Source organism: Niabella insulisoli (assembly GCF_039652435.2).
In the GTDB taxonomy this organism is placed as follows: Bacteria; Bacteroidota; Bacteroidia; order Chitinophagales; family Chitinophagaceae; genus Niabella; species Niabella insulamsoli.
The window spans coordinates 2,898,632-2,911,525 of record NZ_CP190246.1 but is presented as its reverse complement, the minus strand read 5'-3'; the positions used below and the strand labels follow the sequence as shown (position 1 = coordinate 2,911,525).

Genomic DNA, 12,894 nt, shown 5'->3' with positions numbered 1-12,894 from the left:
TCCGAAAGCGATCATCAGACATTACTCAATTTTTTACGAACCTGTTCCGCTTTGTTACCAATCAGCCAAAATGATAAAGCCAGCAACGCGAAAAAGAGGCCCTTATTGGTGCGGTCCCAGAAATATTCAAAATAGCGCGTATAAATATTAAGCAGAAAGAAAATGATGACGATATCGCGTAACGTTTCATCTTTTTGTTTGATTGCATAAAGCAGTAAGCCGATCAGCAGCAGTGTGTAAGCGATTGCCCAAATAAACAATTTACCCTGCCGGATCGCCGTCCAGACATCATAACTTAAATTTCCCGAGACAGAAACCACCAGGCCCGACAAGAGAAAAAAGATCCATACGCCGTACCAGGACAAATCATAAAAATTTTTGGTTTGTTGAAAGCGCGGTAGCCTCGTAGACAAAAGAACTAACAAAGCGCCAAAAAAGGCCATCCTCAAAGGATAGTTCATTCCCAAAAAGTAGGAGTGGTCGGCGTCGTCAGACCAGGCATAGGTTTGTACGCCCCAGCTGCTGATAAGCGCGAGCAACGCTCCTGCCCACAAAATTTTGGAATCGAGATAAACCGCGGCCAGGCCATAAAGCAAGGCAGTAATAAAAATGCCTGCGCCGTAAGATTGATAAGAAGCGCCCCAACTGCGCGTGAAATAAGCAACGGAAACACCGGCCGAAAGCGCAATTAAAACCGTAAAACTTTCATTTGCCAAAGTGCTATCAGGAAACCTGGCTTTTCGTTTTCGGGCCACCCAGGTCAGCAGCAAAGCCAGCAAGGCAAAAATGACCCCTATGATTAATTCTGAAAACGCAAAAAATTGGCGAAGCCGTTCAATCCATTTTTCGTCTAATACCAAAGCGCCAAACGCCAGCAACGCACAGGAAACCGCGCCGATCGACGCATAAAAAGCCAAAGTGTCGAAATCGCTGCGGTACGATTTTACCGCGGATTTTAATTCAACAGCTTTTTCCTCGTCGAGCAGCTGGTCTTTTTGCCATTGCTCGATCGCCTCGTTTAATAATTTTGCTTCTTTTTTGTTGACCCGCATTTGTAAGAAATTCGCTACAAATTAATACAATTACAGGTACCGACGATGAAATGGCCTGGCGTCAGTCGCGTATTTATTTTTCAAAAGGTTTGCCGCTTTCAAATGTCTTGTTCCTGAAGCCGCTTAAGTAATAGTTAGGTGTTTGATTAGAAGGCATCAGTTTTAAAATGTCGCGCAGCAGCTGCGCATAGTTGCCTGCAAAAGTCCCCTTTTTATAAACCTTTAGCATTTTTTCAGTGAAAAGCCCGTTTTTGTCGCCATCGAGGGAAGTTTGATTGTCCTGACATCCGGATAGCAAAATCACGGACGCGTTAATCCGCTTGGCTTTCAGGCCTGCGCTACCGGATGTGGCGTTATTATAAAGGCTTTTATGTTTGGCGAATATTTTTGGGCCTTCCTTTATCAGCCTTGTGCGGCCTTCCAGCGGCCCGTCAAGGGTTCCGTCGGGTTTGATAGCGCGCGACACCGTTCCGCTGTGGCAGCTGTCTGAAATCATGAATATGCGGACGCCTCTCTTAAAACGCGCCCAATATTGCGCCAGTTCATCATCGAGGATCATGCGGTCATAAAGGCACCAGGTTTCATCTTTTCCGTCAATTTCATCTTTGTTTTTGTCGGGCACATAAGCGCCATGGCCCGAATAACTGATAAAGAACAGGTCACCCTTTCTCAACTTTTTGGCGGCCATTACCAGATGGTCGGTAATATTTTTATAGGTGCCGGCTTCGTCGATAAGGATATAAGATTCGTCATATTTTTTTTGCTTCGCGATGGCGATCATGTCTTTGGCATCGTTGATGCAGCCGGCCAGCGGATAGTCGCTGCCATAATGTTTTTTATCAATTTTGTTTAGGCCGATGTGTAAAGAAATTGCATAGGGCATAAGCGTGCTTTAAGAGGTTGCAGAATAGCAGCAAGTTAAAAGATCGGCTGGCCTTTGACAAATATCGGGCATCGCTAAAATGGGGTAGCTCATGAGCTTTTACAGAAAAATAGGAAACAGGCGTTACAAAATGGCATCAAAACGTTGCAAATCGACCAATCATGGTATATTTGCAGCCCGTAAAAATGGCCGGGAAAAATGGAAATTAGCAAGAACGCATCACTCATTTTTCTTTCGGCAGGCGGCAGACCATCATCTTTCAAAAGAAAATTAAATCAACCATGTTTCGTACGCATACCTGTGGTGAATTGACGTTAGACAATATTAATAAAGAAGTAACCCTGGCAGGCTGGGTGCAAACCGTTCGGAAATTCGGCAGCATTACTTTTGTGGACTTGCGCGATCGCTATGGCATTACCCAGCTTTTATTCAATGAGTCGCTGAATGAGCAATTGGATGAAAACCCGCTGGGGCGTGAGTTTGTATTGCAGGTGAGCGGAACGGTAAGCGAGCGGAGCAACAAAAATAAAAATATCCCGACAGGCGATATCGAATTGCTGGTTAAAGATTTTAAGATTTTAAATAAGAGCGCGACACCTCCGTTTACCATACAGGATGATACCGATGGTGGCGATGACCTTCGCATGAAGTATCGTTATCTCGACCTTCGCCGCAACGCGGTAAAGAAAAATCTCGAATTGCGGTATGCCGTAAATCGTGCCACCCGAGATTATTTGCACCAACAGCATTTCATGGATATTGAAACACCTTTCCTAATCAAATCCACACCAGAAGGGGCCAGGGATTTTGTCGTGCCCAGCCGAATGAACCCCGGTGAATTTTACGCGTTGCCTCAGTCGCCTCAAACCTTCAAACAGCTTTTGATGGTAAGCGGCTACGACCGTTATTATCAGATTGTAAAATGCTTTAGAGACGAAGACCTGCGTGCAGACCGCCAGCCGGAGTTTACGCAAATCGACTGTGAAATGTGTTTTGTAGAGCAGGAAGACATTTTAAACATGTTTGAAAACCTGATCAAATACATTTTCAAAACGGTAAAAGGCATTGATTATACAGAAGCCGTAGAGCGCATGAGCTGGCAGGAAGCCATGTGGCAATATGGAAATGATAAACCCGATATCAGGTTTGGTATGCAGTTGCTAAATATCAAGTATCCCAAACATATTTTTACGGATAAAGAAGACAACACTACTCTGGTGGATGGCGCCAACTTCCAGGTGTTTGATAGCGCTGAAACCGTGATTGCTATTGCTGTTCCGGGCTGTGCCGAATATACGCGTAAGCAAACGGATGAACTAACTGAATGGGTGAAGCGCCCGCAAATCGGCATGAAGGGTTTGGTGTTTATTAAATGTAATGCGGACGGATCGTATAAAAGTAGCGTCGATAAGTTTTACAGCGAAGACAAACTAAAAGCTATCGCGGATAAGGCAGGAGCCAGGGCCGGAGACCTGGTGTTGATATTGGCAGGAGCCGAGGAGCGTACGCGAAAAGCTATCAGCGAACTGCGTCTTGAAATGGGTCGCAGGTTGGGAATGCGTAAAGATGATGAATTCAAACTTTTATGGGTGTTAGATTTTCCGTTGTTTGAATATGCCGAAGAGGAAAACCTGCCTACCGGACAGGCAGGCCGCTGGGTAGCCCGCCATCATCCGTTCACCTCGCCCAAGCCTTCCGACATAGAAACGATGATTCATAATAATCCGGTGATTGAAAATGCTGCCGAATATTTAAAACATCCGTATGCAAATATTAAAGCCAACGCCTACGATATGGTATTAAACGGAAACGAGATAGGCGGCGGAAGCATCCGGATTTATCAGAAAGAACTACAGCAAAAAATGTTTGAAGCGCTTGGGATGGACGAGCAGGAGCAACAGCATAAATTTGGGTTTTTGTTAGGCGCATTTGAATACGGCGCGCCCCCTCACGGAGGCATCGCTTTCGGCTTCGACAGGCTTTGTTCCATTTTGGGCGGTAGCGAAAGTATTCGCGATTTTATTGCCTTCCCGAAAAACAACAGCGGCCGCGACGTAATGTTAGACGCGCCGGCTGCGATCGACGATAAACAGTTTACGGAACTACAGATAAAGCTGGATTTGCAGGACAACTAACTTTCGGCAAAGCTTGGAGCCGCTGTGTGACACTGGTTTTTCCCATTTTTATTTTGGAACGTAAAGCATATATTTCGTTTCGAAAAATGGTTCCTTGAAAATGTCTTTAATAGCGGTGACATAGGGGCGGACACCGCTTTCCTGGATTTCCTGGGCTAAATCGCCGCCTTTCAGGCAGATAAGGCCGGGCGCAGGTGCTTCGGCGCTGCGCTCAATGCCATTTGTTTTTTGAATTAATGGTCTGCCCCAGTGCCATAGATCTTTTAAAGGGGCCACTGCGCGCGAAATGATATAGTCAAACTTTTTGTCCTTGATTTCTTCCACCCTTGTGTGCTGCACGCTAATATTCCCGAGGCCGATCGCATTGGAAATCTCCTGCACCACTTTCAGTTTTTTGGCAATACTATCTACCATATGAAAATGGACATCGGGAAAATAAATAGCCAGCGGAATGCCCGGGAATCCGCCGCCACAGCCAAGATCCACAATTTTCGACCCGCTGTCAAATTGAAAGGCGGCGGCGATAGAGAGCGAATGCAATACATGCTTTTCATAAAGACTATCGATGTCCCTCCGGCTGATGACATTGATCTTTTCGTTCCACTCTTTGTATAAACCTTCCAGGGCCTTAAACTGGTCTAATTGCCTGGGCGAAAAGTCTGAGAAATATTTTAAAACGATATCCATTTTGCAAAATTATTAAAAGCCAGTATCCAAAACGCTTACCAGGTTTTCTTTTCCTTTTTCCACAAGGTGCCTGCAAACATCAGATAATAGACAAACATCCAAAGATCCATAAAAAAGATCCATTTGATCAGGTCGCTTTCATTCAATTTCCTCATAGCTTTTGAAAAGATGATGTACTGCGCCATTGATTTTATAAGCAGCACGACGCAAGCCGCCTGCCAATGCGAAAGGATAAGTGTAGAAAAAAGCAAAGGATAAAACAAAAACTGGCCAAGGCTATATAATCCGAGTAAAAGCTGGTGCGCCGGTTTGTAATATTTGGAAGTGCTGTAATGCCTGGTTTTTTGCCTCCTCCAGTTTTTCCAGGTTTGCTCGGGAACGCTGATAGTGTGGGCATCTGCGTCGATCATGACGGCTGTGTTGGAAGCGGTGGCTGCCTTACTGATAAAAAGATCGTCGTCGCCGCCAGGAATATGGCTGATGGATGCAAAGCCTTTATGTTTGAAGAACAATTCTTTTTTATAGCTGAGGTTCCGGCCAACGCCCATATATGGGACCCCCGCCAAAGCATAAGACAAATACTGTAACGCGCTGTGGAAAGTCTCGAACCTAATCAGTTTATTAAGTAAGCCGGGATGTTTTTCGTAAGCGCCATATCCTAAAACAATGTCGATGCCGTGGGTAAAAGCGCTTGTCATTTTCGCAGCCCACAGGTCGGAAGCCGGCACACAATCTGCATCGGTAAGCAGCAAATGCGCATGCCGCGCCTCTCTGATGCCGATGGATAATGGATATTTTTTTCCGATTCTTTCATTGCCTTTCCTTTCGATATGAATGGGCCGGAGATTCGGTTCGTTGCGCGCCAGCCATTGCAGGATTTGCCGCGTGTCATCTTCCGATTGATCGTTGACCACAACAAGTTCGAAACCATTTTTTAACTGTTGTTGCAGCCATTTAGGGATATTATTTTCGAGATGAAATTGCTCATTGCGGCCGCATACGATAATCGACAAAGGTTCGTTCAATGATGCTGCAGCTTTGGGGCGGAAAAACGCCAGGCGGGAAAAAAAGTAAAGGTAGTAGCCGGTCAGGACACTGCCAACCGCAACCAGGGCGTATGATAAAAGATCAGATGCGAGCTGCATGGCGCAAATATATTCTTAACTGTTTACTTTTGCGGAAATGGCAACACTTAGTTTCGAGCTTCAACATGCAGACACAAACTCCGGCGCCCGTGCCGGTATGATCACTACAGATCACGGGCAAATACCAACGCCCATATTTATGCCGGTAGGCACGGTGGGCAGTGTGAAGGCGGTTTCTCAGCAGTTATTAAAAAGCGATGTCAACGCGCAGATTATTTTGGGAAACACCTATCATTTATACCTGAGGCCGGGAATGCAGGTGCTGGAGCAGGCTGGCGGCCTGCATCGCTTTAATCATTGGGAGCGGCCCATACTCACCGACAGCGGCGGATACCAGGTTTTTTCACTGGCAGGTACGAGAAAAATAAAAGAGGAGGGGGTTACTTTTCAATCACATATTGACGGCAGCAAGCATTTGTTTACACCGGAAAAGGTGATGGATATTCAGCGCAGTATTGGCGGCGACATTATTATGGCTTTTGATGAGTGTCCGCCGGGCGGCAGCGAGTATGGCTACGCGCATAAAAGCATGGAGTTGACGCACCGTTGGCTCGACAGGTGCTTCACTCAATTTCAGGCTACGCCTGATAAATATGGATACACGCAAAACCTGTTTCCTATTGTGCAAGGCGGAACATTTAAGGATTTAAGGAAGCAGTCTTGTGATTATATTGCGTCAAAGCAGGCGCCGGGAAATGCGATTGGCGGGTTAAGCGTGGGCGAACCAGAGCCGGTGATGTACGAAATATGCGATTGGTGTTGCCAGCATTTGCCCGAGCAAAAACCCCGCTATTTGATGGGAGTGGGAACGCCCTGGAACATTCTTGAATGTATTAGCCTGGGCATCGATATGTTTGATTGCGTGATGCCAACTCGCAATGGGCGCAATGCGATGCTGTTTACAACAGAAGGGATAATTAATATCGACAATAAAAAATGGGAATTTGATTTTTCCCCCATTGATAAAGGATTGCCCTGCGACATGAGTCAATACTATTCCAGGGCTTATCTAAGACATTTGTTTAAAGCAGGGGAATTACTGGCTTTTACAATTGCTAGCGTTCACAATCTTAGCTTTTATTTGTGGTTGGCCGATCAGGCGCGGCAGCATATTGCGCAAGGCGATTTTGCATCCTGGAAGGAAGACATGGTGGTCAGATTGAAGACCCGGTTGTAATTGAAGTAACGTTGCGCTACCATTTCGCGGCCATTTCAGAAATATCCAGCGGGTCGTTCAACTGCTGCTGTTGCTGCATCAGCGTTTCAAAAAGATCGTGCACAAGTGGTTGATATTTTTTATCGCCGGCGAGGTTGCTCATTTCCTCCGGGTCTTTTTTCAAATCAAACAGCAATACTTTTTTTGCCTTGGGGTATACAATCAGTTTATAATTATCTTTTCTCACACAGCGCTGAAGGTTCATATAAGCGCCATAAATAGCTTCATGTAAATCCTGAGTGGTCTCACCTTTGGCAAGGTGCAACAAAGATTGGAACTCTATATGGTCGGGCTTTGAAGCGCCGGCCATTTCGATACTGGTGGCCATAATATCCTGAATATAAACCGGCGTAGTACAAATTGAATTTTTAGGAATACCCGGCCCGGCCACAATCAGCGGCGGCTTCATGCTGTGCTCAAACAAAGTTTGCTTGCCCATAAAGCCGTGCCTGCCCATAGCAAGTCCGTGGTCTGCCGTAAAGAAAATGTAGGTATGGTCCATCTGGCCGGTTGCTTCCAACGCGTCGAGGATGTCGCCGATTTGTTTATCAAGAAATGTAATCGCTGCATAGTATTCCTGTGTATGCGTTTTGATCGCCAGGGGCGTGCGTGGAAAAGGCGCCAGCGCTTCATCGCGCAGCGACGCGCTGTTGCCGATGGCATCTTTATAAGGATTTTCGGCCAACCAGCTTTTGGGCAATGAAAGCTGCCCGAGCGGATATTTGTCGACATAAGATTTGGGCGCCTGACGCGGGTCATGCGGCGCATTTGAAGCGAGATACAAAAAGAAAGGTTGCTTTTTTTGAGCGGCATCTTTTATATGCGCCACGGAATTTTCTTTGAAGATAACCGACCAGTGCTTTCCCTCTTTCCAAAAGCCGCCATAGCTTGTATCGAAGGGCGACCAGGTGTGGTCGGTGGCGCTTTTCGGCCTGTTGTAACCAGGTCGGTTAAAATTTTTGTTCGACACAAAGCCGGGTAGTTTGGCGTTGGGTGGTGTGCGATATTGCAGCATGCCAGGCGTGACGTCCGTTACATGTTGAAACACCTTTTCGGGCTTTATCTGTACATGCCATTTGCCGGTCATGTAAGTGTTGTATCCGGCATTTTTCATGATCTCGCCCCAGGTCGGCTCGGTGGCCGTTCCGTTTGCCCATTTGCTTTCCATTTCTTTGGCGTTCCAAACCGTTTTGCCGGAAATAAACATCGACCGCGATGCAACACAAACAGCGCCATGCCAGGCGCCCATATTGTAGGCGTTGGTGAAACTTCTGCCCATACCAACCAGCCGGTTGAGATTGGGAGTTTCAATTTCTTTATTACCTAAAGCGTGGATAGTGTACCAGGCCTGATCGTCGGCGAGAATAAATACGATATTGGGTTTGGCTGCGGGCTGCGCAGCAGCTATATGAAAAAAGCTGCATAATATCAACGCGGTTGCGATGCAGCGCAAACGAATAGCGGGCAATCTGAATGTCAACGTATGATTTTTTAATTGATAATAAAAAGCAAACAGGTTTGAAAGATATCAAAATCTATTCAAAAGCGAGCAAGAAGCAATTCCTTGATCAGGCTTCCAATTACTTTGGCGTTGTAAAATATAATCGCAGGGCCACCACGAGAAAAACAATATTAGGTAGCCAGGCCGCCAAAAAAGGAGAGAAGTTACCTTTCACCGAAAATACCGTTGAGAATTGATCGGCGATGATAAAAACGGCGGCGATAAGAATGCCCAGCGCGAGGTGCAAACCGCTGCCGCCGCGTGTTTTCCGGCAGGCGATGACCGCGCCAATAATAGTGAGCAACAAAACAGTAAATGGCGTAGCGGTTCGTTTATAGCGTTCTACTTTCAAGGTGTTAAGCCCTTCGGTGCCACGGAGTTCTTCTTTTTTGATAAATTCAATCAACTGTGGTGTTGTGAGTTTGTCTTTTTGGTATTCGTCCCGGATCAGTTCGGTGGGTAGGATGTTCAATTTTACCTGCTTCTTTTCATGATGTTTTACGCGCTCGCCGAGGCTGTCAACAAACCTTTCTACTACGTTGGTCGCTATCCATCTTTTCTTTTTGCCCGTGGTGTCCCATTTGATAGACTCGGCGCGTAGGTTATACACTACTTTTCCATTTTTAATCCGCTCCATGAAAAAGATGCCGCTGGTTTGCGTTTCGTAATTAAAATTCTTTACGCCCATATATGAAATGCTGTCAATACGCTTGTAAAAGCAATTCGAGCAGCTCGTTTCCTGCCGGTTTTTCAGAGGATTGTGTTTGTCCAGCTTCTCCTGCATAAACGTAGTGTAAATAACGTTCGCTTTCGGAATAAAATAAAACCGGCCGGCAAAAAGTACCGCGGCGAGTAAAACACCTCCGATAATATAAGGCCTTAAAAACCGGTTGAAAGTGGTGCCGCTGGCCAGGATAGCGATTACCTCGCTGCGCATGGCCATTTTACTTGTGAAAAATATGACGGCGATAAATACAAAAAGGGGGAATAATAAACTCCAGATAAAAGGAATAAAGCCGACATAATACTGCGTGAAAATTTCCCAGTTGCTCAACCCTGTTTTTACGAAGTCGTCCGTTTTTTCGCTGCTGTCCACCGCGACTGCGATAACAGTAAATAATAACATACAAAAGATAAATGTTACGAGCAGACGTTTTAATATAAACCAGTCGAGTATCTTCATTCAGCGGCCAAAAATAGTTGAAATTTGATATTTAATACATTACGATTCATATTTTAAGAAGGATTTTGCAGGAAACGCCCCCTCAGGGGCGCCAAAAATTTTAAGAAGCCTGCTTATTTTCAGCCGTTTTGGTAGGCGTTGATCAATGTTGTACCTGATAAAAGAAAGGGCGCAATCGATTCCGTAATACACTGGTGTTAAAAGTTTAATATAATTTGCTGAACCACTTGCCTTTAATTATCTTTAGCGCGAACGCTTACCCGAATAATCAAAGAACAAATATTTAACGTTTTATGGAAATGCTGAAACAAAAGTTTAAAGCGCAGGCTGATAAGCTGGGCGACGAGATCAAAGCTATACTGAAAGAACACGGAGATACGATCATAGGTCAAACCACCCTTTCTCAATTATATCAGGGTATGCGCGGTATGACGGCCCTGGTTTCTGAAACATCTTTGCTTGATGCCCAGGATGGCATACGCTTTCGCAGACATTCGATTGATGAGCTTAGGGAGAAACTTCCGAAAGCGCCCGGCGGCAGCGAGCCATTGCCGGAAGCTTTGTTTTATCTAATGCTTGTTGGCGAAATTCCTACACAGGAAGAAGTTGAAAACCTCACATCGATTTTGCAGCGCAGAAGCCATGTTCCCACTTATGTATTTGAGACGATGGGAGCGCTGCCGAAAGAAACACATCCGATGACCATGTTTGTCGTGGGCATCATGGCGTTACAGGCCGAAAGCAATTTCGCAAAAAGATATGCAGAAGGCATGAATAAAAAGGACTACTGGGCGGCAGCTTTTGAAGATACGTTAGACCTGATAGCCCGCATTCCGCATATTGCAGCTTATGTATATCGCCGGAAATACAAACAGGGGAAAGCCCTGCAGCCGGATGGTTTGCTCGATTGGGCCGGTAATTTTGCTCATATGCTTGGCTATGACGACGAGCAATTTAAAGAACTGATGCGTTTGTATATGGTGATTCACGCCGACCATGAAGGCGGCAATGTTTCCGCGCATACCACGCACCTCGTGGGTTCTGCGCTTAGCGACCCTTACCTCAGTTATGCGGCCGGTATGAATGGTTTGGCGGGCCCGCTTCATGGACTTGCCAACCAGGAGGTCATCAAATGGATATTTGAAATGCAGGAGGCTTTGGATACCAAAGAACCATCTGCCGATCAGATCAAACAATATGTAGAGAAAACATTGTCTGAGGGTAAAGTAGTTCCGGGCTATGGGCACGCCGTGCTTCGCAAAACGGATCCCCGCTTTACCGCTCAAATGGATTTTGGCAAAAAACATATGCCCGACGATCCGCTGGTGAACACTGTTTGGAGAATTTATGAAACCGTGCCGCCTATCTTGCAGTCGCTGGGCAAAGTAAAAAATCCCTGGCCCAATGTGGATGCGCATAGTGGCGCGCTGCTGGTTCATTACGGGATGGTGGAATATGAATATTACACCGTATTGTTTGCTGTGAGCCGCTCTTTGGGTGTTTTAACCAGCCTTTGCTGGGATCGTGCATTAGGAATGCCTCTGGAAAGGCCAAAGTCTGTAACCACCGCTGCCGTGAAGCGTTGGTTAAATAAAGAAGTGGATAATTTGGGGGATTAATGAACAAAGGTTCAAGCCGCTTTTGAAATCTTGACCTTTAATTTCTTTTTGGTACGATTTTTAAGGTAATTTGGATAGAAAATAATTAGTTCATACTAAAACAGTTAAATTATGAAAAATAGAGACAAGATCTTGTTGGGAATTTTAGGAGCAGCCGCCGCTGGTGTAGCGATTGGATTATTGTTTTACACCGAAGAAGGAAAAAAGACAAGAAAAAAAATCAAAAACACAGCGGGAGACTGGGCCGATTCTTTTGGAAGCCTACTCGAATCAGGCAAAGAGAACTTGTCTGACCTTTCACATAAGGCAAAGGAAAGTTTTAAGAAGGCGAAAGGCAAAGTGCAGGGAGCTTACTCCGATGCCGCTGACGAATATTCCAAATAATAAGCTGCGAGAGCTATAAAGGAGTTGCCTGCAGGTTTTTCATGATAGATGTATTGTGACGAATTTTGCAGGCAACTTTTTATTTTAACTACTTAAACTAAACGTATGTTCGACGTTAAAGATAAAATCCACGATATTGTTGATAATGTAGAAGATATCGCCAAAACATATTACCGCCTGTCTGTCATACAAGTGGCCGACAAAGGAAGCAAATTAGGCGCATCGCTGGTGGTTGTGTTGCTCTTATTTGGCATTTTATTGTTTGCGATGTTTTTTGCATGCCTGGGCCTAAGTTGGTGGATCGGGCAGAAGCTGGATAACCAGATGCTCGGCTTTTTTATAGTGGCCGGGGGATTATTTGTCATTGTGCTGATTACCCTGCTGTTTAAAAAGAAAATTGTAAACTTTATCAGAAACATCATCATAAACAAAATTTATGGCTAAACCTCAGATAGACAATTTTAGCGACCTGATGCAGGAAAAGGAAAGGCTGAAGGCCAGGCTAAACAATAGCAAAGCAAATATCAGGGATTCTTTTGAGGGCATTAAAGATGAGTTAAACCCGTTCAACGCCATCAAAGAGAAAACACATGGTGTGTTGCAGACCAGCACGGCAAACCCGCTGGTAAAATTTGGCATCAAACGCGCTACCGAATTTTTGATAAGCAAAGTGTTGCTGAGAAGGGCGGGCTGGTTTACCAAATTGGTAGTTCCCTTTATTGTAAGAGAAGTGGCAACGCGCGCCATCGGACTCAAAGCGGACAAAAAAATCGCCAAAACCTTGAGAACCGCAGCGGATAAAGTCCGGGCGGCAGATATGCCTGACCTTGCAGGGAAAAAAACTGTGAAGCAGCGGCCCAAAAATCTTATTGGATAAATAAATAGTTTCCATTAATTTCGCACCCCTGATCAGTTGAATGGGGGATTAGCTCAGCTGGCTAGAGCGCTTGCATGGCATGCAAGAGGTCACCGGTTCGAATCCGGTATTCTCCACGAGTTTTAAAAGTCCGCGAATAACGCGGGCTTTTTCTTTTACGCCAATGGCCGAAAAAATTCCCATAATTACAGCAATGTGGAAACAGGACTTGT

General features: G+C 45.4%; 12 protein-coding genes and 1 tRNA gene. 7 read left to right on the top strand and 6 right to left on the bottom strand.

Annotated elements, in window-relative coordinates; translation table 11 throughout:
* Positions 1-14 precede the first annotated feature (14 nt).
* Positions 15-1,052, bottom strand: coding sequence for a hypothetical protein (locus ABDK00_RS12075; RefSeq protein ID WP_346237143.1), 1,038 nt, complete (start codon positions 1,050-1,052; stop codon positions 15-17).
* 73 nt (positions 1,053-1,125) lie between these two features.
* Positions 1,126-1,935: a caspase family protein gene (locus tag ABDK00_RS12070; protein WP_346237144.1), complete on the bottom strand. Its 810-nt coding sequence runs from the start codon at positions 1,933-1,935 to the stop codon at positions 1,126-1,128.
* A gap of 281 nt (positions 1,936-2,216) precedes the next feature.
* Here ABDK00_RS12070 and aspS point away from each other — a divergent pair, with 281 nt between their 5' ends.
* The gene (gene aspS, locus ABDK00_RS12065) at positions 2,217-4,070 is read left to right on the top strand and encodes an aspartate--tRNA ligase (protein ID WP_346237145.1); all 1,854 of its coding nucleotides are present in this window, start codon (positions 2,217-2,219) and stop codon (positions 4,068-4,070) included.
* A 48-nt stretch (positions 4,071-4,118) separates the two neighbouring features.
* Here aspS and rsmG read toward each other — a convergent pair whose 3' ends face one another.
* Together rsmG and ABDK00_RS12055 are read right to left on the bottom strand one after the other, a co-directional pair.
* Positions 4,119-4,757, bottom strand: a complete 639-nt coding sequence (gene rsmG / locus ABDK00_RS12060) for a 16S rRNA (guanine(527)-N(7))-methyltransferase RsmG (protein WP_346237146.1) — start codon at positions 4,755-4,757, stop codon at positions 4,119-4,121.
* Between the two features lie 35 nt (positions 4,758-4,792).
* The gene (locus ABDK00_RS12055) at positions 4,793-5,902 is read right to left on the bottom strand and encodes a glycosyltransferase (RefSeq protein WP_346237147.1); all 1,110 of its coding nucleotides are present in this window, start codon (positions 5,900-5,902) and stop codon (positions 4,793-4,795) included.
* Positions 5,903-5,939: 37 nt separating this feature from the next.
* Between ABDK00_RS12055 and tgt the strand changes: the two genes are divergently transcribed.
* Entirely contained in the window at positions 5,940-7,079 is a 1,140-nt protein-coding gene (tgt, locus tag ABDK00_RS12050; protein ID WP_346237148.1) for a tRNA guanosine(34) transglycosylase Tgt, read from the top strand.
* Positions 7,080-7,095: 16 nt separating this feature from the next.
* Here the strand turns inward: tgt and ABDK00_RS12045 are convergent, their stop codons facing one another.
* Together ABDK00_RS12045 and ABDK00_RS12040 are read right to left on the bottom strand one after the other, a co-directional pair.
* Positions 7,096-8,598, bottom strand: a complete 1,503-nt coding sequence (locus ABDK00_RS12045; RefSeq protein WP_346237149.1) for a sulfatase-like hydrolase/transferase — start codon at positions 8,596-8,598, stop codon at positions 7,096-7,098.
* Between the two features lie 100 nt (positions 8,599-8,698).
* The gene (locus ABDK00_RS12040; protein WP_346237150.1) at positions 8,699-9,802 is read right to left on the bottom strand and encodes an LptF/LptG family permease; all 1,104 of its coding nucleotides are present in this window, start codon (positions 9,800-9,802) and stop codon (positions 8,699-8,701) included.
* Between the two features lie 293 nt (positions 9,803-10,095).
* Between ABDK00_RS12040 and ABDK00_RS12035 the strand changes: the two genes are divergently transcribed.
* From ABDK00_RS12035 to ABDK00_RS12015, 5 genes are all read left to right on the top strand, one after another.
* A complete protein-coding gene (locus ABDK00_RS12035; protein WP_346237151.1) occupies positions 10,096-11,421 on the top strand; it encodes a citrate (Si)-synthase in 1,326 nt (441 codons plus the stop codon).
* Positions 11,422-11,532: 111 nt separating this feature from the next.
* Positions 11,533-11,805: a YtxH domain-containing protein gene (locus ABDK00_RS12030; RefSeq protein ID WP_346237152.1), complete on the top strand. Its 273-nt coding sequence runs from the start codon at positions 11,533-11,535 to the stop codon at positions 11,803-11,805.
* Positions 11,806-11,910: 105 nt separating this feature from the next.
* Positions 11,911-12,249 carry a phage holin family protein gene (locus tag ABDK00_RS12025; RefSeq protein ID WP_346237153.1) on the top strand — a complete coding sequence of 113 codons (339 nt, stop codon included), beginning with the start codon at positions 11,911-11,913 and terminating at the stop codon, positions 12,247-12,249.
* Positions 12,242-12,682, top strand: a complete 441-nt coding sequence (locus ABDK00_RS12020) for a hypothetical protein (protein ID WP_346237154.1) — start codon at positions 12,242-12,244, stop codon at positions 12,680-12,682. The genes ABDK00_RS12025 and ABDK00_RS12020 overlap by 8 nt, the downstream gene beginning before the upstream one ends.
* A gap of 42 nt (positions 12,683-12,724) precedes the next feature.
* Positions 12,725-12,798 (top strand) — tRNA-Ala (locus tag ABDK00_RS12015).
* Positions 12,799-12,894 lie beyond the last annotated feature (96 nt).